Raw genomic sequence first — 21,357 nt, forward strand, 5'->3', positions numbered from 1 at the left:
ATTACTTAACACCACGCGTCGGCGTGGTGTTTTTTTATTTTGCAAAATAATGCCTTAACTGCCTGATACCCGCCTATTTAAGGAATTTGATTATAAGCATAGGTAAAACTAAAAATCTCGATAGTTGTACAAAACTAATACCCCGGGCTAGTATCTGAAGGACACTCATGATCAAGCACCTGCACGGTGCCTTAAGGAGAAAGTATGTCTTCGCTGTATGCTCGCCTCGCTCAGAGCCGCATCGGAACCCGCCTCACTATAGGGTTTGCCACGCTTCTGGCCCTACTCGTGGTGCTAACAGGCGCCGGCATCTACCAAGTCAACCAGATCGATCGTGACTTAAACCAAATCAATGATGTGAATGGACTGAAACAGAGCTTCGCCGTCGACTGGCGCGGTAGCGTCCATGATCGCGCCATCGCCCTGCGCGATATCGTGCTCACCGACGACGAAAGCATGGTCAACTCACAAAAAAGCCTGATGCAGCGCCTGCGCGACAATTACGCCGAGGCAACAAGCGGTATGCAGGAAGTTCTCTCCGAGCACGCCAGCAATGAAGAGGAGCAGCGCCTCCTTGACCGTATCGACGCGCAGCAGCAAACCACGCTTGAGCTTACCCAGCAGGTTATCAACGCGCGCGATGCGGGCAACCTACCGCGCGCCGAGACGCTGCTGCTTGACCAAGCGGGCCCGGCCTATGCCGAGTGGCTCGACCGCATCAACGCCTACATCGACCTGCAAGAACAGATAAACAACGCCACGACCAATCACGCACGCGATACGGCCTCGGGCTTTCAGATGCAAATGTTCGGCCTGACGCTCTTCGCTCTCCTTTTCGGCGCCGCGATTGCCTGGTTTCTCTCGCGCCAGCTCCTGCGCGAACTTGGCGCTGAACCTTATGAAGTCAAAGCCTTCGCCGAAGCCATCGGCCGCGGCGAACTAGCCACCCAAGGCCAGCTCAAAAAAGGCGACACGCGCAGCATCATGGCCGCCCAGGTGGAAATGGCGCGTCAACTGCAGAGTATCGTCGCCAAAGTACGCGCCTCCGCTGACGCCGTGGCGAGCAACAGCGAACAGATCGCCGAAGGCAATAACGATCTCTCCTCGCGCACCGAACAGCAGGCCAGCGCCTTGGCCGAAACCGCGTCCGCCATGGAGGAGCTCAACAGCACCGTCAAACAGAACGCTGATAACTCCGCCCAGGCAAGCGATGAAGCCGCCAGCGCCTCCACCACCGCATCACAGGGCGGGGAAGCCGTGCATCAGGTGGTGACCACCATGAATGAGCTGAACCAGAGCTCGCAGGAGATCGCCGGCATTATCTCCACCATCGACTCCATCGCCTTCCAGACCAACATATTGGCGCTCAACGCCTCGGTGGAAGCCGCTCGGGCAGGCGAGCACGGACGTGGCTTTGCCGTGGTCGCGGAAGAGGTGCGCAAGCTCGCTCAGCGCAGCGCCGATGCAGCGCGTGAAATCAATGAACTCATCTCCAGTAACCTAGAGCGCGTCAACCACGGCAACGCGCGCGCCGAGGAAGCGAGTAAATCCACCGAAGAGATCGTCGCGGCCATTTCGCGCGTGACCGACATCATGCAAGAGATCAGCAACGCCAGCGCCGAGCAGAGCGCAGGGGTTCAGGAAGTCGGCCAGGCAGTCACCGAGATGGATCAGGTCACCCAGCAAAACGCGAGCCTCGTCCATGAGAGCGCCAAGTCCGCCGACAATCTGCGCCATAACGCGCACCGCTTAATCGATGCCATGTCGCAGTTCAAGCTGCCCAATACGGCCCCTAACGACACCGGCACCCAGACGGCGAGCCTTCCAGCCGCCCCGCGTCGCACCGAGCGTGCAGAGCGTGCCGCCCCCGCCAGCCAAGCAACCGACGAGTGGGAAAGCTTCTAACCGCCGCCTATAGCCCTTAGCTGATAAGTGAGGCGATGATGAAACCCACACAGAGCCTGCTGATGGTGTTTTTACTGCCCATGCTGATCATCATAGTGCCCACGGCGGCACTGGGGCTTGCCGCCCTGCATGGGTTTAAACACCAATCAGCACAAAACCACGCGATGCAGCGCGCTGACCTGCAAACCCTTACGCAGATGGCCACCTTCGAGCGTGAACTCAGCGAGCTGCATCAACGTGTCAGCAGCGTGCTCAATGAGGCCAATCAAGAAGGGCTAAACAGCAGGGAACGCTATGTCGAGTACGGCACGATCACCAAGCAGCTCTCCACGCTCGGTGATCGCGTCGATACCCTGACCCAGTCGCCGCTTATTACCGACTTAGCCCCGCAGAACGCCGCCGCGCTGCAGGCGGCGTTTCAGGAGTACCAGCGCTTTATTGCCATGGCCAATGAAGCCGCCACGCTCAACCAAGAAGAGGTGATGGTCTATTGGCGCGAAGCGCAGAGCAACTTCAACCGCTTCGTGATGCTCACACAGCATGTCTTAACCGGGCTTACCCAGCGCGCCAGCGAGCGAAACGATCTGGCGTTTGGCAATCTGGGCCGCTCGCTCTCTACCAGCGTTTTTTCCAGTATTGGCATCTTGCTGTTGCTTATCATCGCCGCCGTGTTTGCCGCATGGCGTATGAACAAACGCCTGATGCTCGTGGGCGATGCGATTTTAGAGCTCTCTAACCCGCGCCAAACCCTGCCGGCGCTAAGTGCCATCGAGCGCATAAGCCACCGCCAAAGTGGGCCCCTCAAACGGCTGGCTGATGCGCTTTTGATCTTTCGCGATAACGAGCGCCAACGCCGCGACGCCGAGCACAAGGTGCATCAGCTTGCCTACTACGACACTCTGACCGACTTGCCCAACTGGCGTCTGCTGCGCGAACACCTGCAACACTCCATCGAAACCAACCACCAAACGCAAACCGTTGGCGCGCTGATCTATATCGATGTCGATATGTTTAAGCGCATCAACGACAGCAGCGGCCACAGCGCTGGCGATAGCATTTTGCGCCAGATTGCCGAGCGTTTAACTCAGCTCGCAAAAGAGCGTTTTACCCTGGGGCGCTTAGGCGGCGATGAGTTCGCGGTGATTATCGACGGCTTGGCCGACGAGCATGTGCAAGCGGCGGAGCAAGCCGAGCAGCTCGCCGAGCAAATCCGCCAAGCGCTATGCGAGCCATTTCGGCTGGAGGATAACGTCGAATTTATCAGTGCAAGCCAAGGGGTGGCCCTGTTTCACCGCGGCGATGAGGATATCAACGCGCTGTTTCAGTACGCCAACGCCGCCGCTCACGTGGCCAAGAAAAGCGGCCCTGGCAGCATTCGCTTTTACAACCCGGCGATCCAAGCCGAAATCGAGGAGCGCACCGTACTTGAGCGCGACTTACGCTTGGCGATTGCGCGCGAAGAGTTTGTGCTGGTGTATCAAATGCAGGTTGATAACCACGGCCGCGCTATCGGGGCCGAAGCGCTGATTCGCTGGCAGCACCCGCGTAACGGCTTTGTCTCACCGGGTAAATTCATCCCCCTAGCGGAAGAGAGCGGCATGATTATCCCCATCGGTAGCTGGGTGCTTAAAGCCGCTTGCGAACAGCTGGTCATTTGGCAGGCAAACGACCACACCGCCGACTTGGTGCTGGCGGTGAACGTCAGCGCAAAGCAGTTTCAACAGCGGGGATTCGTCGAGGAGGTCGCCACGGTGCTGGAGCAAACCGGGGCGCCGGCGCACAAGCTCAAACTGGAGCTCACCGAAAGCACCGTGTTGGGGAAAGTCGAAGAGACCATCGCGCGCATGCATGAACTCAAAGCCCTCGGCGTCAGCTTCGCGATGGACGATTTCGGTACCGGCTACTCTTCGTTGCAGTACTTAAAACGTTTGCCGCTTGATCAACTCAAGATTGATCAATCCTTCGTGCGCGATGTGCATCAAGACCCGGAGGATATGGCGATTGTGCAGACCATTATTGCCATGGGGCGGGCGCTACGACTCAACATTATCGCTGAAGGGGTCGAAACCCAGGCGCACTGGCGCTATTTAAGCGAACACCAGTGCCACGCCTATCAGGGCTACTACTTTTGCAAACCCGTCAGCGCCGCTGAAATGGCCCAGACGTGTCTGGCGCCGCCGCCCGCGTTAGCGTGACGGCGGTGTCGGATTACTCGCCCGGCTGCCAGCCGTTAACGATCGGATAGCGGCGATCGCGTCCGAAGCCGCGCGGCGTGACACGCACGCCGACCGGCGCTTGACGACGCTTGTACTCGCTGCGGTCGACGAGCTTAACGACCTGATACACGTCCTCGCGCTTAAAGCCGGCGTCGATAATCGCCTCCGCGCTCATATCCCCCTCGATGTAGCGCACCAAAATGGCGTCGAGGGTATCGTAGCCGGGCAGCGAGTCGCTATCTTGCTGGTCGGGGGCAAGCTCGGCACTCGGCGGGCGCTCGATCACCCGCTCGGGCACCGCGGGTGACTGCGTGTTGCGCCAGCGCGCCAGGCGATACACCCAGGTCTTGTAGACATCTTTTAACGCGTTGTAGCCCCCCACCATATCGCCATAGAGCGTGGCGTAGCCCACCGCCATCTCGCTCTTGTTGCCGGTGGTGAGCACCATCAGCCCTTTTTTGTTGGAGATCGCCATCAGCAGCACCCCGCGACAGCGCGACTGCAAATTCTCCTCGGTGGTATCGCGCTCGGTGCCGGCGAAGGTGTTGGCCAGCGCCAGCATGAAGGCATCCACCAGCGGCTCGATGGTCATGATCTCATACTCGACCCCTAGCATCTTGGCTTGCTCGGCGGCGTCTTGCTTGGAGATATCGGCGGTGTAGTGGTAGGGCATCATCACCGCCTTCACCCGCTTCGGACCCAGCGCATCCACGGCGATCGCCAGTGACAGCGCCGAGTCGATCCCCCCGGAGAGGCCGAGCACCACGCCTTTAAAGCCGCTTTTATTGACGTAATCCCGAAGCCCGGCCACCAGCGCGCAGTAAAGGCTCTCTTCGGGTTCGACATCCGGCTCGATCTCGCCCGGTTGTGGCACCCAAGCCACGGCACTCTGCTGCAGCAGCTCCACCGGCATCAGTCCCGCCTGCCAGTAGGGCGCCAGCACTTTCAGCTCGCCTTCGCCGTCCACGCAGCAGGAGCCACCGTCAAACACCAATTCGTCCTGGCCGCCAATGGTGTTGACGTAGACAATCGGCTTGCCGGCATCGCGGGCGCGCTGCTCTAACAGGCGCAGCCGCTCGGCGGGCTTATCGTGATGATACGGCGAGGCGTTAAGGCTGATCAAAAGCTCAGCGCCCGCATCGCAGACCGCCTTGACCGGCGCGCCGTCCCAGAGATCCTCGCAGATCAAAAGCCCGAGCTTCGCCCCTTTGTGCTCGTACACCAGCGGCTCGCTACCGGGGGCAAAATAGCGCTGCTCATCGAAGACTTGATAGTTCGGCAGCGCCTGTTTGGCGTACTCCGCCTCCCACCGGCCGTTATACAAAACACCGGCGAGGTTGTAACGCTGCCCTTCGCGCACCCCGGGGTAGCCGATAATCACCAGCACATCGCGGGCGACTTTTTCCGCCATCGTCGCGCGCGCCTCGCGCAAACGCGTCTCCATCGACGGGCGAAGGAGGAGATCTTCGGGCGGATAGCCGGAAAGATAGAGCTCGGGGAAGACCACGATATCGGCGCCGTGCTCGATGCGCGCCTCGCGCACCGCTTCAATCGCACGGGCGGCGTTGCCGGGAATATCCCCCACCAGAGGGTCGAGTTGGGCCATGACCAGCGTTAAGTCTTGCATGGGCGTCAAAATCTCTTGAGAATCGTGAAATCGCAATGCTGCGCTATTTGCCCCATTGTCCCGCAAGGGACCGCGACTGGCAAAGGTCGCGCTGACACCCCCATGGGAGCTTGAAAAGGATGAACCTGTTGATCATTCGTTTAATTATTTTCGCTGTGCTATTTTTTGCCGGCCTCAAGCTTTACGGTATGTACCGTGAGTGGAAGCTCGACCGCGAAGCGCTGGAACAGAAACCCGAACGCCGCGATAGCGGCCAAATGGTGCGCTGCCAATGGTGCGACGTCCACGTGCCGGAAGAGGAGGCCCTGCGCGAGCAGCAGCAGTGGTTCTGCTCAAGCGCCCACCGTGACCGCTTTCTCCAGGAGCAGCGCGAGGAAACACCTGCTCAGGATAAACACGACGACGCCGACAAGCGCGACTAGACCACATACGACTAGGCCAAGCGCCCTTCCAGCCGGTACGGCGCGGGGTCGATCACCGGTTTTCGCCCTAATAGTTGATCCACCAGCAGATGGGTCGAAGCCGGCGCTAGCACCAAGCCATTGCGGAAATGCCCGGCGTTGACGTAAAGCCCCTGATAACCCGGCACCGCGCCGATAAACGGTGTGCCATCCGGTGAGCCGGGGCGCAAGCCCGCCCAGTGATGCGCGATGGGGTGCGCCGCCAAGGCGGGCACGATGGCCTCCGCGCTCTGTTTGAGCAACGCCAGCGCTTGTGCGTCGGTGGTTTTGTCAAAGCCCGCCTCCTCCAGCGTTGAGCCCGCCAACACCAGCCCATCGGCGCGGGGAATGACATAGCGCCCCGCCTTGAGCATCACGCGCTTAATCAGCCCCGGCGGCGTTTGAAAGGCGATCATCTGCCCTTTAACAGGGCGCACCGGCAGCGCTATCTCCAGCGTTGCCAATAATTCCGCCGCCCAAGCGCCGCCACAGACAATCACGTGCTCGCCGTAGTGTGGCCCTTGAGAGGTCTCAACGCCAATGACCGCGCCCGCTTGGCGGATAAAGCCCTTAACCTCGCAGCCTTCATGCAGCGTGACCTCGGGCATGGCGCTTAAACGCGCCATGAGCGCCTGCGCCAGACGCGGGTTGCGAATACTGCCCAGTGTCGGCATCCATAGGGCGCGCTCGCTCGCGGCCGCTTGCGGCTCTTTTTGTGCGACGAAGCGACTATCAACGCGCTTAAGCGGCTTGCCCATCTCACGCGCCCACTCCAGAGCACGGCTTTCATCATCGACGTCGAGGTACAAAAGCCCCTTCTGGCGATATTCAGGGTCAATGCCCGTCTCTTCCAAAAGGCGCAGCGCCAGTGTGGGGTAAGCGCCCTCTGACCAGCGCGACAGCTGCGAAATGGCCGTGGGGTAACGCCAAGGGTAGAGCGGCGACACAATACCTCCGCCCGCCCAGGTAGACTCCTGCCCGCACTCGCTGCGCTCCACCAAGGTGACCTGCTGGCCGGCATCCGCCAACTGCAGCGCGGTCATCATGCCGATGACCCCGCCGCCAATAATTAAGAAATTGCTCACACGTTTTGTCCGTTTTGGCTTACATCGCTTTGGCCAGCAGCGTCTAGCTTGATGGGTGAAGCACCTCCGTCTGACCGCCGACCTTGAGCATAACCGCGCAGCCCTGCGGGTCAAGCGGCGTTATCACTCGAGTTGACCGCGACATGGGTTAACCACGGCATGGATTAACCGCGACAAAGGGAGATTGACGTGTGAAACAGCCATCACAGGGGTTTACCCTACTGGAACTGCTGGTGGTGATGCTGCTGATAGGCATCATGGCAACGCTCGCCACGCCCAGCTTTCTCGCCTTTGGCGAGCGCAACGCCCGCAGCGCGGCAGTCAACCAGCTGCAAAGCACGCTGGCGTTTGCGCGCAATACAGCGATCACGCAGCGAATGGACATTACGGTCTGCCCAACAGATGACGCGCGGGAAAACTGTATCAATGAATGGAGCGGCCCGATTCTTGTTGTCGCTGGAGATCAGCAAGATGGCTTCACGGCCAGCGACATCGTGCGGTTTTTTCCGCCAGCTCAGCGCACGGGAATTGAATACAGCCGCAACTGGCGGCGTATAAAGTTCACGCCACTAGGACACAGTAGCGGCTACAACGGGCGTTTTTGGGTTTGCCCCAGCGGCGCGATGGAGGGTCGCGAACTGGTATTGAGTCAGCTCGGCCGACTACGAATAGCGGAGCAGCCCTACGACTGCTCCGCCACGTAAAACGCGGGGTTAGGTGAGGCCATCGAGGTAACGCTCGGCATCGAGCGCGGCCATGCAGCCGCTGCCGGCCGAGGTGATGGCTTGGCGGTAGACGTGGTCCATCACATCACCAGCGGCAAACACACCTGGCACGCTGGTGGCGGTGGCATTACCGGCCAGCCCCGATTTCACCTTGATGTAGCCGCCACTCATTTCCAACTGACCTTCAAACATGCCCGTGTTGGGAGTGTGCCCGATCGCGACAAATAGCCCGGGCGCTTGCAGCTCCTTGGTCGTGCCATCCAGCGTGGATTTTAGCCGCACGCCGGTCACGCCGGTGTTATCGCCTAGCACCTCGTCCACTTCCTTGAACCACTCTAGCTCAATCACGCCTGCCCTGACCTTTTCGGCAAGCTTGTCTTGCAGGATCTTCTCCGCGCGTAGCGTGTCGCGGCGGTGCACCAGCGTCACCTTGGAGGCGATATTGGCAAGGTAGAGCGCCTCTTCCACGGCGGTATTGCCGCCGCCGACCACCACCACGTCTTGCTTACGGTAGAAAAAGCCATCGCAGGTGGCGCAGGCGGAGACGCCTTGCCCCATGAATTTCTGTTCGGACTCAAGGCCTAGGTAGCGCGCGCTGGCACCGGTGGCGATGATCAGCGCATCGCAGGTATAGATGCCGTTATCGCCTTTTAGGGTGAAAGGCTTTTCACCCAGGGTCACCTCGTGGATATGGTCGAACAGCACTTCGGTGTTGAAACGCTCGGCGTGCTTTTTCATGCGCTCCATGAGCTCAGGGCCCTGCACGCCTTCGGCATCCCCCGGCCAGTTATCCACGTCGGTGGTGGTGGTCAGCTGGCCACCCGCCTGCATGCCGGTGATCAGCAGCGGTTTTAGATTGGCCCGCGAGGCGTAAACGGCGGCGGTGTAACCGGCGGGGCCGGAGCCGAGAATGATTAAGCGTTCGTGACGTGTTTCCATGCAAGCACCTTAATGAAATGCAGTGTTGACCGTTCACCCTGAGCCTGTCGAAGGGAGCCTGTCGAAAGCTACCCAGGCTCTGATGACCGAGGAGGATTTTCGGGGGGTGAATGATACCAGCTCAGCGTGATTGCAAGGGGCTATCTTGGCGATTAGGCGAATATGACCTTGAAACCATTTATCCACACACCCATGTGCTATTACTGTATTGAGGCATTGTCGAAGAGGAATAACGCAGAACACCGATTGCCGCGCTGCAAAACGGCCGCGGAGCTGAACCGTTGATAAGCTGATGAGCTGAAAAGGAGAAGGATATGAGTAAGAGTTCCGAGTCGCTACAAGCCGATTCGCTACAACGTCTCGAAGCAGGTAGCCAGACCTATCACTACTACAGCCTTCCTCACGCCGCTAGCGCGCTAGGCAATATCGACCGACTCCCCAAAACCCTCAAAATTCTACTTGAAAACCAACTGCGTTTCGCCGATGACGAAAGCGTCGCCACCGAGGACATGCAAGCGCTGGTCGACTGGCAGAAAGAGGGCAAATCGAGCCGTGAAATCGGCTACCGCCCAGCGCGGGTGCTGATGCAGGACTTTACCGGCGTGCCCGGCGTGGTGGATCTCGCTTCCATGCGCGCCGCCGTGGAAAAACTCGGCGAGGATCCGGCGCGCATCAACCCGCTCTCGCCGGTGGATCTGGTCATTGACCACTCGGTGATGGTGGACGAATTCGGCAATGCGTCGGCGTTTCAGGACAACGTCGATATCGAGATGAAGCGTAACCGCGAGCGCTACGAATTTCTGCGCTGGGGCCAGGAGGCGTTCGATAATTTCCGCGTGGTACCGCCCGGTACCGGCATTTGCCACCAGGTCAACCTGGAGTACCTCGGCCAAACCGTATGGTCGAAAGAGGAGAACGGCAAGACGTTCGCCTTCCCCGACACCCTGGTGGGTACCGACTCCCACACCACCATGATCAACGGCCTGGGCGTGCTCGGCTGGGGCGTTGGCGGCATCGAAGCGGAAGCGGCGATGCTGGGTCAGCCGGTCTCGATGCTGATCCCAGAAGTGGTAGGCTTTAAGCTCACCGGCAAGCTGCGCGAAGGCATCACCGCCACCGACCTTGTGCTGACGGTAACCGAGATGCTGCGCAAAAAAGGCGTGGTGGGTAAATTCGTTGAGTTCTACGGCGACGGCCTCAAAGACCTGCCGCTGGCCGACCGTGCCACCATTGCCAACATGGCCCCGGAGTACGGCGCCACCTGCGGTTTCTTCCCGGTCGATGAGGAAACCCTCCACTACCTGCGCTTAACCGGCCGCGATGATGACCAGGTCGCGCTGGTGGAAGCCTACAGCAAGACTCAAGGGCTATGGCGCGAGCCGGGCGATGAACCGATTTTCAGCGACACGCTAGCACTAGACATGAACGAGGTGGAAGCCAGCCTCGCCGGCCCCAAACGCCCGCAGGATCGCGTTGAGCTGAAAAACATGCCCGCCGCGTTTGCCAAGGTCATGCAGGAAGAAGACAAAACCTCAGAGTCACAGCAGCCCAGCCGGCTCTCCTCCGAAGGCGGCCAAACGGCCGTGGGCGTTGAGCGCAGCTTCGACCACGCCGACAGCCAGGATGTCAGCTTCAAAGGCCAAGACTTCAAGCTCGACCCGGGGGCCGTGGTGATCGCGGCGATCACCTCTTGCACCAACACCTCCAACCCCAGCGTGATGATGGCGGCCGGTTTGTTGGCGCGCAATGCGCACAAGAGAGGCTTAACCACCAAGCCGTGGGTCAAAACATCGCTTGCGCCCGGCTCCAAGGTAGTCACCGACTACCTTAAAGCCGCCGACCTAACCGACGACTTAAACGCGCTCGGCTTCAACCTCGTCGGCTACGGCTGCACCACCTGTATCGGTAACTCCGGCCCGCTGCCCGAGGAGATCGAGAAAGCCGTCACCGACGGGGACTTAACCGTTGCCTCGGTGCTTTCGGGTAACCGCAACTTTGAAGGCCGCGTCCATCCGCTGGTCAAAACCAACTGGCTCGCCTCGCCCCCCTTGGTCGTCGCCTATGCGCTCGCCGGCAACGTGCAGTGCGACCTCACCCAGGACGCGCTAGGCACCGATCAAGACGGTAACCCCGTCTACCTGAAAGACATTTGGCCGTCGCAGGCGGAGATCGCCGAGGCCGTGGAGCAAGTGAATACCGAGATGTTCCGCAAGGAGTACGGCGAGGTATTCGAGGGCGACGACACCTGGAAATCCATCGACGTGCCCCAGAGCAAGGTCTACCAGTGGCCGGAGTCGACCTACATTCAGCACCCGCCCTTCTTTGAAGGCATGGGCCGCGAACCCGAGGCCATTGAAGACGTCAAGAACGCGCGCGTGCTGGCGATGCTCGGTGACTCGGTGACCACCGACCACATCTCCCCCGCAGGCGCGATCAAGCCCGATAGCCCCGCAGGTCGCTACCTGCAGGAGCACGGCGTTAAGCCGGTCGACTTCAACTCCTACGGCTCGCGCCGCGGTAACCACGAAGTGATGATGCGCGGTACCTTCGCCAACGTGCGGATCCAAAACGAGATGCTCGACGGCGTTGTGGGTGGTGAGACCCGCCACGTGCCCAGCGGCGAGCAGATGGCGATTTATGACGCTGCCATGAAGTACAAGGAAGAAGGCTCGCCGCTAGTGGTGATTGCCGGCAAGGAGTACGGCACCGGCTCCTCGCGTGACTGGGCGGCCAAAGGCACGCGCCTTCTCGGCGTACGCGCGGTGCTCGCCGAGTCGTTTGAGCGTATTCACCGCTCCAATCTGATCGGCATGGGCGTGGTCCCGCTACAATTCCCCGAAGGGGAAAGCCGCAAAACACTGGGCTTGACCGGCAATGAAGAGGTCTCCATCGCGGGGCTTTCCGAGCTAAGCCCGGGCGGAAGCGCCAAGGTCAGGATCACCAAGGAGGACGGTGAAGTGCACGAGCTCGACGCTAAGTGCCGCATTGATACCGCCAATGAGCTGGCGTACTACCGTCATGGTGGTATCCTTCACTATGTGCTGCGTAAAATGATTGGCGCAGCCTAATCGGGCAACCGATTGAGCCAATGCTTGCAGCCCCCACTTCGGTGGGGGCTTTTTTTCGTCTCTACGAAAACAGTATTAAAACGCGCGGCGGCGGTAAGCGCGGTACTCCGGCGACCAGCAGTTGCGCTCAATGGCCTCACGCAGCTTGGTGCCGCCCGTTTTCAGCGCGACGCTGTTTTGCTGCGCTTGCGCGGCGACCTCAAAGGCGATGGATTTACTGATCTCGCTAATCCGTGACAGCGGCGGCAATAGCGCCCCCTTGCCCTCTTTGACCAGCGGCGCCTCGCGGGCCAGCGCGCGGGAGGCGCTCATCAGCATCTCATCGGTCACCCGCGTGGCCCGCGCGGCCAGTACACCCAGCCCGATACCCGGGAAGATGTAGGCGTTATTGCACTGCGCAATAGGGTAGGTTCGGCCGTTATACACCACCGGCGCGAAGGGGCTGCCGGTGGCCACCAGCGCTTTGCCGTCGGTCCAACGAATCACATCCTCGGGCACCGCCTCGGCGCGCGAGGTAGGGTTAGAGAGCGGCATGATCACCGGGTTCTCGCAGCCGGCGTGCATCGTGCGGATCACCTCTTCGGTGAAAATCCCCTGCTGCCCGCACACGCCAATCAGCACGGAGGGTTTCACCCGGGCAATGGTCTCCTCCAGCGCCTGGCCGTTCCAATCCTCCACCAGGGTTACGTCGTGGGCCAAGCGGCGCTGAAAATCGCGATGCCACGCCTGGTCCGAGGTCATTAGCCCTTCACGGTCGACCATGAAAATACGCGCGCGGGCATCCGCTTCGCTCAAGCCTTCCGCCATCATCGACACCACCACTTGCTCGGCGATGCCACAGCCCGCCGAGCCGCCGCCGACAAACACCACACGCTGATCGGCGATGGTCTCTTCACGGGCCTGGCAAGCGGCCATGAGCGTGCCCACCACCACCGAGGCGGTACCCTGTACATCATCGTTGAAGCAGCACAGCTCTTCGCGATAGCGCTCCAACAGCGGGACCGCATTGGCTTGGGCGAAATCCTCGAACTGCAGCAGCACGTTTGGCCAACGGCGTTTAACCGCCGCGATAAAGTCGTCCATGAAGGCGTCGTACTCCTCCTGACTCACGCGCTCATGGCGCCAACCCATGTACATCGGGTCATCCAGCAGCGACTGATTATTGGTGCCGACGTCCAGCATGATCGGCAGCGTATACGCCGGACTAATACCACCGCAGGCGGTATAGAGCGCCAGCTTGCCGATAGGGATACCCATACCCCCGATGCCTTGGTCCCCCAGCCCCAAAATGCGCTCTCCATCGGTCACCACGATCACTTTGACATTATCTTTGGTGGCGCTGCGCAGGATATCGTCCATGTAGTCGCGATCCGGGTAACTAATAAAGAGCCCCCGGTGGTTGCGGTAAATATTAGAGAACTCCTGACACGCCTTTCCCACGGTTGGCGTATAAATAATCGGCAGCATCTCTTCTAAGTGCTCGGATACCAAACGGAAGTAGAGCGTCTCATTGTCGTCTTGAATGGCGCGCAGATGGATATGGCGCTCAAGGTCGCTATGGCACTGCTGATACTGGCGATACGCGCGCTCTAGCTGGTCCTCGATGGTCTCGACCTTTTGCGGCAAGAGCCCAATCAAATTAAACGCCAGTCGCTCCTGTTGGGAGAAAGCGCTGCCTTTGTTCAAAAGCGGCATCTCCAAAAGCGATGGGCCAGCATAGGGAATATACAAAGGGCGTTTTTCTTGGGTCATGGGCACTCTCCGCTTTTTGTCTCCAATGGCTGCTGCAGTGCAATAAAACCAGGCACTTACGCATGCTTAGCCATAATGTAGCACGGCCCAGAGACAAACTCTTTACCCGTTGGAGAAGACTTTGCCAAGCTCTTCTGTAACACTAGTTTACTCATACTCAGCATTTTGGATCACTTGCCTAAGCGTCGTGGCGTAATGGGGGTCATGTGCTTACTGTAGCGCTGTTTTTCTTTGCCAATATCCTGTTTTGCCTGGCGTATATGGTGCGCGATATGGCTTACCTGCGCGCGATTACGATTCTCGCCGCGAGCAGCACGCTACCCTATTTTTATTTTCAAGCCACGCCTCTCTACTCGGCGATGGTGTGGCAGGTCGCCTTTATCGTCATCAATGCCTTCAACCTAACCGTTCTGCTGCTGCAGCGTCGCCCAGTAAAGCTCAGCGACGAGGAGCAATGGCTTAAGCACACCACCTTGCGTTTGCTCAAGCCGCGCAAGATTCGGCGCCTGATGCAGCGGGCTGAGAGGTATGAGGTGCCCTCTGGCGAGCACCTTATCCATCAAGGACACGAACTGAATGCCCTGCTGCTACTGCTCTCCGGCGAAGCCAGCGTCAAGGCCGATGGACAGCGACGGGCGATGCTACAGCCGGGCGATTTCGCCGGTGAAATGAGCTTTATCAGCGGTAAGCTCACCAGCGCCGATGTCGTCGCCGAAGCCCCGGTGCGCTATATCGCCTGGCCGACATCCACTCTAGAGCGGCTTTATCAGCGCGACCCCGAGCTGAAAGACGCCCTGCAGGGGACGATAGGCATGGACATGGCCAACAAGCTGACGCGCTAACCGTACCAAGGCGCTTTGCACTGAGGAAATATTGTTGCCCATCCTATTAGGCATTAACACGAATAAGCCTATATGCTGAGTGCAGACAAGCGTAATTAGGATGCTTTATGGACAAGACCGCTTGTGACGGTGACATTACCCGGATTCGTCAACTCAACGAAATCGGCATTGCGCTCTCCTCCGAGCGTAACCATAACGCCTTGCTTGAGCGCATTCTTACCAGCGCGCGCGAATTAACCGGGGCGGACGCCGGCACGCTCTACACCGTCAATGCCGAAAAGCAGCAACTCTCGTTCGCGATCGTGCAGAACGACACGCTAAATATTCACCTCGGAGGGCTTAGCGATCCGGTAGGCGATCAATTCCCCACGATTTCGTTGCACCAAGCCGATGGCTCGCCCAATGAGCATCTCGTCGTCGCCTATACCGTCTTAAACGACTGCACCGTCAACATTGAAGACGCTTACGCAGCGGAAGGGTTCGATTTCTCGGGCACCCGGCAATTTGACCAGGCCACGGGGTACCGTTCGCGCGCCTTTCTCACCGTGCCCATGCATAACCACGAAGGCGATACTGTGGCGGTACTGCAGCTACTCAACAAACGCACCGACGCAGGAATTGACGGTGTGTTTAGCCAAGCGGATCAGCATATCGCCGAATCTCTCGCCTCCCAAGCGGCGGTCGCCATCACCAACCAACGCTTGATAGCGGAAATGCAGGCGCTGTTTGACAGTTTTACCCGCGTGATCGCCACGGCGATTGATGCCAAATCCGCGCACACCGGCGCCCACTGCCGGCGCGTGCCAGAAGCCACCCTGCTGCTGGCGGAAGCCACGCACCGCTCAACGCGCCCTGAAGTCGTTGACTTTCATCTCAATGACGGGGACCGCTACGAACTCAAAACCGCTGCCTGGCTGCATGATTGCGGCAAGGTCGTCACGCCCCACCACGTGATGGAGAAGTCGACCAAGCTTGAGGGGCTATTCAGCCGCCTGCCCATGATCGAGGCGCGCTTCGCCGCGAAACAGCAGGCACTTGACGCGGCGCAGCTACGCGCTGAACTCGACGCTTATCGCAGCGGTGAGCCCTTTAAAGACGCCCAACGCACGCCCTTTACCGCCCAACAGCAACAACTTATCGAGGATTTAGCGTTCATTCGCCAGGCCAATACCGGCGGCGAATTTATGCGCGACGAGGACATTGAGCGGCTGCACGCCATTGCCCGCGAGACCTGGCAAGACGCCGAGGGCCATCAGCAGCCGCTGCTGACCGCCGATGAGCTGGATAACCTCTGCATTCGCCGCGGAACGCTTAACGCGGACGAGCGCAAGATTATCGAAGGACACATGACCGCCACCCTCGACATGCTCGGTGAGCTTCCCTTCCCCAAACATCTACAGCGCGTGCCCGAGTACGCCGGGGGGCACCATGAACGCATGGACGGGACCGGTTATCCCAAGGGGCTAACACGCGAGCAGCTCTCCCTACCCGCCCGGATGATGGGTATTGCCGATGTATTTGAGGCTCTCACCGCCCCGGATAGGCCCTACAAGGCACCGATGAAGCTATCACAGGCACTGACCATCATGGGCCGCATGGTGGAGGAGAGCCACTTGGACCCGGACCTTTTTGCCGTTTTTATCGAAGAGAAAGTCTACTTGGAGTACGCGCGCCAGCATCTTGCCGAGGAGCAGATCGACACAGTGGATGAGGCCGCGCTCCCTGGGCTGCGGCGCTGACGCCTCGACTCCCGAGCCACAAAAAAAGACGAATAACGCTATGCAACTACTCACACTTGGCGCAAGCGGCGGCCTAGAATCGCAACAAGGCACTATCGCTTTTTACCTGCCGTCGCATACGCTGATTGATGCAGGCACGGGGGTATCCCGCCTCAGTGACACGGCGCTTTCATCATTGAGCAACGTACTGCTGACACATGCGCACCTTGATCACATCGCAAGCCTGCCGCTTCTCATCGATACGCAGTTTGAAACGCTTGTCGAACAGGAGCGCGCCCTAAGCGTCTATGCGCTGCCGGAAGTACTCGAAACACTCAAGACGCATATTTTCAACGGCCAGATTTGGCCCGATTTCACCCGCCTTCCCTCTGCAAAGGCGCCTGTTCTTCGCTTTGTGCCTATCACCTTGTGGCAGCCGTTTACGTTACCCGGAGACGCCCATGTAGCGCTTCAGGTGACACCGTTTCCCGTTTCTCATGGGGTTCCCACCTGCGGCTACTGCATTAGCGATGGCACCACCCAGATGGCGATCAGCGGCGATACCGGCCTTAGCGACACAACGATCGCCTCGCTTAACCGCCTAGGCGCTCTCGACCGTTTGGTTATCGAATGCGCCTTTAGCAATCATCTGGACGCACTGGCAGACATCGCCCACCACCTGACGCCGCAGCGACTCGCCACCCTGCTCGATGGCCTGCATACGCTGCCCGAAACACTATCGATTACTCACCTTAAACCCAAACAGCGTGACACCATCATCATGGAGCTGCGCCAAGAGCTCCCCTCTACGCTGCACTGGGAGTTGCCCTTATGAGGAACGCCATGCCGCTCAACGTCTCTCGACGCCCATACCACTGCGTTATTGGTGCATTTTTGAGCGTGACGCTAGCCTCCTCCGCCTGGGGATACCAAATCGAACTCGAAAGGGCCCAACAAGCGCTTGCTCAAGACGAAAATCAAGAAGCCTACTCGCTGCTCCAAGCCGAAGAACTTGAGCACAGCGGCACGCCTGAGTTCGATTATTGGCTGGGCGTTGCCGCGCTGCGTGCGGGCGAGCCCAGTCACGCGCTGATGGCGTTGGACCGGGCAATTTTACGCCAGCCAAGCCACGCCGGCGCCCGCATGGAGCGGGTTGCCGCGCTGCTACAGCTCGACCAGCGCCGTGCTGCCGAGCGTGAAATCGAACAACTGCAAGCGCTTTCTCCACCGCCCGAGGCACAAGCCGCCATTGCCCGGTTTCAAGCGGTGATCAAGCAGCGCCGTCAAGCGGAAAGCAGCCCGCAACACCAAGCCCGTTTAGGGGTGGACCTTGGTTACGATAGCAATCCACAGCGATTCCCTAACGAAATTGCGATCGACCCGCTGCAGCCCGATTTGCGTCGGGTGGTAGACGACCTCATCGAGGCGGGGTTGGAGCCAGACGGCGACCCCTCGCAGTTCGACGAGCGGGTATTCAGCCGCGACGCCAGTACCTATCAACGCCTACAAGGCAGCTACCAGGGCGTTTTTCCTATCGATGAGCAGTCCCGCTGGCGAGTCAGTACCACCGGCCAAGCGCAGCGCTATACCGAAGAAGCCGCGCAAGATTATGACCTCACGCTGGCTCAAGCCCAGGTCGGTTATCAGCGCGACTTAGCCGCACAGCACGTGCTGACGTTGCGCGGCTCGGCGCTACAAGGCTGGAGCGGGCGCAGCCAAAGCCGCTTGCTCACCCGCTGGGGTACCGCGGCCGATCTACGCCAGCCCATCGGCTTAGACAGCGAACTCACCTGGCAGCTCGGCGCGCAACATAACCGCTTTAGCGCTTCCAACAATAATTACGATGCCGGCCGTATGGGTATTCAATGGGCGACCAACCACGCTGATTTCCGCACGCGTTTAAGCGCGCAATTTGAGCACGAGTGGGCCGATAGCGACCGCGACGGCGGGGACCTTCTCCAAGTGCGGCTTGGCGCCGGCATGGACTACCCCATTAATGACCAACATCTGATTCGCGCCGATCTCAACCACCGAATCCGCACCTATCAGGATGACGGCTTCGCGCCCTATAACGACTTTGCGCCCACTGAGCGCCGCGACCGCATTTGGCAAGCACGGCTAGCTTGGCTTTACCAGCTCAATAGCGACTGGCTGCTGGAAGCCAGCGCCGATGCTGAGCGGCGCAACTCATCCATTGAGTTCTTTGACACGCGCCGCTACCAAACACAGCTAGGGCTTCGCTACCTTTTTTAACGGGGATTGTTATGGTCTGTTTTCATAAGCGCCCACTGGCGCGTTTCACCTCGCTAAGCCTAGGTAGCCTGGCGCTGCTACCCTTCCCTTCCTTTGCCGACACACCGGCTGGGCGAGTGATGTTTGTTCACGGCAATGCCACCATCGAGCGTGACGGTGAACGCTTGCCCGCCGAGCGCGGCGCCGACTTCTTCGCCGGCGATACCTTTCACACCGAGGCCGCCAGCACGCTTCAGCTACGTTATAGCGACGGCGGCACCAAAGCCATTCGTCCTGAAAGCTCTTACACTCTTGAGCGCTACGAACTCGACGAAGACTCACCGGAAGACTCGGAACAAAGTGGTGAGCTGCTGCGTGGAGGGTTGCGTGCGATTACCGGCGCCATCGGCCGCAACGCCCCGGAAAACGTCACGCATAGCACCCCCGTTGCCACCATGGGCATCCGCGGCACCAGCTTTCAAATTCTGCACATACCCGAAGGCGGAAGCGACGCCCTGCCCGGCGTCAACCCAGGCAGCTACCTTTACGTCGAAAGCGGCATGCTGGCCATGTCGACGGATGCCGGCGAAACCTTGATTCGCCCCGGGCAAGTCTTCTTCTCACCATCGCGCGATGCTGCGCCACAGCTAGTGCCTGGCGGAGTCAACATCTTTGAGCAGCTTGATAACAACATGCCGCAAGGCAGCGAAAACGAGAGTGAGGAAACACCTTCAACAGATGCCGCCCAAGGCACCGAACCACCAGCAAGTGACACCAGCCCTACGACAACAACCTCCACGGAAGGCACGTTTTTTGACAACGCCGAGCTAACCTCCGTCGACACAAACGAGTTGCAGGAGACCCAAAGCGAAACCGAAATTGACGTGTCACTGGCAGAAACAGAACAAGATGCAGAAGAGATTATCGACGATTCAGACGAGACTGATGACACCGGTGACTCGGATGAGACCGACGACACCGACGACTCGGATGAAACCGACGACACCGACGACTCGGATGAAACCGACGACACCGACGACTCGGATGAAACCGACGACACCGACGACTCGGATGAGACCGACGACACCGACGACTCGGATGAGACCGACGATACTGGTGGAACTGGTGGAACTGGTGGAACTGGTGGAACTGGTGGAACTGGTGGAACTGGTGGAACTGGTGGTAATGATGAATCAAGCGAAGAACCAGAACTCAATCAGCTTATCCAAACAGAACTTGTCTTCGATAGCCTTAATGCACTGCGTAACCGAGATACACCGGGTAGTGACTTTATAGGAAGTGATCCTGACACCAGCTTTGTTACCGTCGCGTTTGATCGCAAAGACAACAACCTCTCAGGTATCTCCGCTAACGCCACGCGCTGGCGGGAAGACGGTGGCGCCCTTACCGGCATTAACCGCTCGCAATCACAGTCGATTCATAGCATCTCGAATGCTACACCGGTCATAGCGGATACTTTGCCACTTGCGGAAGATACGTCTTTATATTGGGGCCGCTGGGCGGCAAGCGACCTACGCCTTGTGGATGAGGAAAACGGGACGTTAAGCCCGCTTGAGGGCGATCTTCATTACATGGCAAGCAACGCGGTATTAAGTGCCATCAGTGAAGAGGACTTATCGACTCTATTCACTTCACCAAGCGACCTGCAAGGCTCCACAATTCCTTTTAGTGTTGCAGCCAGTACCGGGCTTAGCACTAATGGGAAAACGCTGCATTTAGATGAGCAAGACTCACAGCTCACCATTAGTTCAGACGGTACCGACCTCTTTATCGCAGCCGATTTTTATCTCGATGCTACAGAAGATGAGCAGAGATACCACGCCAGCGGACAACTCGCATTAACTAACTTCGCAGTAGCTGTCGAAGGCACACGCAAAACGATCACGCTATCTGGTACCGATATTGAAAACGGCAATTTCAGCGGACGCTTCCTGGGTCACGAGACCGCTATCGGTGCAATGGGTAACTTATACGTTGAAATTGATACCGGTGATGACGATACAATCACCGCCTACGGCAGCCTCGGCTTTGAGCGTAAGCTGAAAACCGCTCCCTGGATAGACTTCAAGCCAGACCAAACCAATGCACTTTATCGCTCTGGCGACGAAGCAGATATACACGCGCTTTATCAGCGTAATATCGCTCCTGATGCTGGTAATTTTGGCACCTACCCAATTGGTGAAGGTGAAGGTGAAGGTGAAGGTGGAGGAGAAATCGTTTGGGGATACTGGGAGCGGGATACAGAAGTGCCCCATTATGTAGACAAAACAGGCGCACTTTCCGCTCCCATCGCCTTTATCGCCGCTTCCGATGAAATTTCGATTTCCGACTCCCTGAGCATGTCACTTAGTGAGTCAGCCATTAGCAACACCCAAACAAGGGTGATATTCAGCTGGGTCGACGGCACTGGCTTAGTACCCAATGATGGTGGTGAGATTGTCTCCATATCAACCAACAGCTTTGTCGAGCTTTCCAGTGACGGCCCTCTAGTTGAGATTCACTTGGAAGATTATGGAGTACTGCATGGGTATGGCTCGCTCGAAAACGGAACCTACCCCCTTAATAATATCTCACTGGAAAATTTATCCTGTGGCGATAGTGGCTGCTTTGACAGTGGCGAATTCAACGGCAAGTATATCGGTGAACAAGCCGAAGCGATTATGAGCTTGATTGAAGCTTGGAATTCCGGTGATGAAGGAAAAACCAACGAGCATGTCGGCACCGGCGTGTTTGAGCGCTTTGACGGCCTAGAGATCGACGATCCTGATATTGGAGGTTAATAAGCAC

Annotated in this window: 14 protein-coding genes; 10 read left to right on the forward strand and 4 right to left on the reverse strand. The window is 58.7% G+C overall.

Annotated features, from left to right (window positions below):
• Positions 1-204 precede the first annotated feature (204 nt).
• Positions 205-1,905, forward strand: a complete 1,701-nt coding sequence (locus BQ9846_RS05045) for a methyl-accepting chemotaxis protein (RefSeq protein ID WP_075879557.1) — start codon at positions 205-207, stop codon at positions 1,903-1,905.
• Between the two features lie 35 nt (positions 1,906-1,940).
• Positions 1,941-4,100, forward strand: coding sequence for a putative bifunctional diguanylate cyclase/phosphodiesterase (locus BQ9846_RS05050; RefSeq protein ID WP_235818918.1), 2,160 nt, complete (start codon positions 1,941-1,943; stop codon positions 4,098-4,100).
• 13 nt (positions 4,101-4,113) lie between these two features.
• Here BQ9846_RS05050 and BQ9846_RS05055 read toward each other — a convergent pair whose 3' ends face one another.
• Positions 4,114-5,748, reverse strand: a complete 1,635-nt coding sequence (locus BQ9846_RS05055) for an NAD+ synthase (RefSeq protein ID WP_075879559.1) — start codon at positions 5,746-5,748, stop codon at positions 4,114-4,116.
• Positions 5,749-5,867: 119 nt separating this feature from the next.
• Between BQ9846_RS05055 and BQ9846_RS05060 the strand changes: the two genes are divergently transcribed.
• Positions 5,868-6,170: a PP0621 family protein gene (locus tag BQ9846_RS05060; protein WP_075879560.1), complete on the forward strand. Its 303-nt coding sequence runs from the start codon at positions 5,868-5,870 to the stop codon at positions 6,168-6,170.
• Between the two features lie 11 nt (positions 6,171-6,181).
• On the opposite strand, the gene thiO is transcribed toward BQ9846_RS05060, so the two are convergent.
• Positions 6,182-7,273, reverse strand: coding sequence for a glycine oxidase ThiO (gene thiO, locus BQ9846_RS05065; protein WP_075879561.1), 1,092 nt, complete (start codon positions 7,271-7,273; stop codon positions 6,182-6,184).
• A 191-nt stretch (positions 7,274-7,464) separates the two neighbouring features.
• Here thiO and BQ9846_RS05070 point away from each other — a divergent pair, with 191 nt between their 5' ends.
• Positions 7,465-7,977, forward strand: a complete 513-nt coding sequence (locus BQ9846_RS05070; protein ID WP_075879562.1) for a GspH/FimT family pseudopilin — start codon at positions 7,465-7,467, stop codon at positions 7,975-7,977.
• A gap of 9 nt (positions 7,978-7,986) precedes the next feature.
• On the opposite strand, the gene trxB is transcribed toward BQ9846_RS05070, so the two are convergent.
• On the reverse strand, positions 7,987-8,937 hold the full coding sequence (gene trxB, locus BQ9846_RS05075; RefSeq protein WP_075879563.1) for a thioredoxin-disulfide reductase: 951 nt from the start codon (positions 8,935-8,937) through the stop codon (positions 7,987-7,989).
• A gap of 314 nt (positions 8,938-9,251) precedes the next feature.
• Between trxB and acnA the strand changes: the two genes are divergently transcribed.
• Positions 9,252-12,005, forward strand: coding sequence for an aconitate hydratase AcnA (gene acnA / locus BQ9846_RS05080; protein ID WP_075879564.1), 2,754 nt, complete (start codon positions 9,252-9,254; stop codon positions 12,003-12,005).
• 75 nt (positions 12,006-12,080) lie between these two features.
• Here acnA and BQ9846_RS05085 read toward each other — a convergent pair whose 3' ends face one another.
• Positions 12,081-13,757 (reverse strand): NAD-dependent malic enzyme, encoded by a 1,677-nt coding sequence (locus BQ9846_RS05085; RefSeq protein ID WP_075879565.1) that lies wholly within the window; start codon positions 13,755-13,757, stop codon positions 12,081-12,083.
• A gap of 206 nt (positions 13,758-13,963) precedes the next feature.
• Here BQ9846_RS05085 and BQ9846_RS05090 point away from each other — a divergent pair, with 206 nt between their 5' ends.
• The 5 genes from BQ9846_RS05090 (at position 13,964) to BQ9846_RS16460 (ending at position 21,350) form a co-directional block, all read left to right on the forward strand.
• Entirely contained in the window at positions 13,964-14,599 is a 636-nt protein-coding gene (locus tag BQ9846_RS05090; protein WP_075879566.1) for a Crp/Fnr family transcriptional regulator, read from the forward strand.
• Between the two features lie 107 nt (positions 14,600-14,706).
• The gene (locus BQ9846_RS17145; protein ID WP_075879567.1) at positions 14,707-16,338 is read left to right on the forward strand and encodes an HD domain-containing phosphohydrolase; all 1,632 of its coding nucleotides are present in this window, start codon (positions 14,707-14,709) and stop codon (positions 16,336-16,338) included.
• Positions 16,339-16,378: 40 nt separating this feature from the next.
• Positions 16,379-17,152: a 3',5'-cyclic-nucleotide phosphodiesterase gene (locus tag BQ9846_RS05100; RefSeq protein ID WP_075881647.1), complete on the forward strand. Its 774-nt coding sequence runs from the start codon at positions 16,379-16,381 to the stop codon at positions 17,150-17,152.
• A complete protein-coding gene (locus BQ9846_RS05105) occupies positions 17,149-18,570 on the forward strand; it encodes a hypothetical protein (RefSeq protein WP_144049379.1) in 1,422 nt (473 codons plus the stop codon). The genes BQ9846_RS05100 and BQ9846_RS05105 overlap by 4 nt, the downstream gene beginning before the upstream one ends.
• 11 nt (positions 18,571-18,581) lie before the next feature.
• The gene (locus BQ9846_RS16460) at positions 18,582-21,350 is read left to right on the forward strand and encodes a FecR family protein (RefSeq protein ID WP_144049380.1); all 2,769 of its coding nucleotides are present in this window, start codon (positions 18,582-18,584) and stop codon (positions 21,348-21,350) included.
• Positions 21,351-21,357 lie beyond the last annotated feature (7 nt).

The sequence above is a fragment of the Vreelandella massiliensis genome (assembly GCF_900155385.1).
GTDB classification, from domain to species: domain Bacteria; phylum Pseudomonadota; class Gammaproteobacteria; order Pseudomonadales; family Halomonadaceae; genus Vreelandella; species Vreelandella massiliensis.

Bases quoted from the DNA above. Each gene is read 5' to 3' on its own strand.
- BQ9846_RS05045 (WP_075879557.1), top strand. From the start codon at position 205: ATGTCTTCGCTGTATGCTCGCCTCGCTCAGAGCCGCATCGGAACCCGC.
- BQ9846_RS05050 (WP_235818918.1), top strand. From the start codon at position 1,941: ATGATGAAACCCACACAGAGCCTGCTGATGGTGTTTTTACTGCCCATG.
- BQ9846_RS05055 (WP_075879559.1), bottom strand. From the start codon at position 5,748: ATGCAAGACTTAACGCTGGTCATGGCCCAACTCGACCCTCTGGTGGGG.
- BQ9846_RS05060 (WP_075879560.1), top strand. From the start codon at position 5,868: ATGAACCTGTTGATCATTCGTTTAATTATTTTCGCTGTGCTATTTTTT.
- trxB (WP_075879563.1), bottom strand. From the start codon at position 8,937: ATGGAAACACGTCACGAACGCTTAATCATTCTCGGCTCCGGCCCCGCC.
- acnA (WP_075879564.1), top strand. From the start codon at position 9,252: ATGAGTAAGAGTTCCGAGTCGCTACAAGCCGATTCGCTACAACGTCTC.
- BQ9846_RS05085 (WP_075879565.1), bottom strand. From the start codon at position 13,757: ATGACCCAAGAAAAACGCCCTTTGTATATTCCCTATGCTGGCCCATCG.
- BQ9846_RS17145 (WP_075879567.1), top strand. From the start codon at position 14,707: ATGGACAAGACCGCTTGTGACGGTGACATTACCCGGATTCGTCAACTC.
- BQ9846_RS05100 (WP_075881647.1), top strand. From the start codon at position 16,379: ATGCAACTACTCACACTTGGCGCAAGCGGCGGCCTAGAATCGCAACAA.
- BQ9846_RS05105 (WP_144049379.1), top strand. From the start codon at position 17,149: ATGAGGAACGCCATGCCGCTCAACGTCTCTCGACGCCCATACCACTGC.
- BQ9846_RS16460 (WP_144049380.1), top strand. From the start codon at position 18,582: ATGGTCTGTTTTCATAAGCGCCCACTGGCGCGTTTCACCTCGCTAAGC.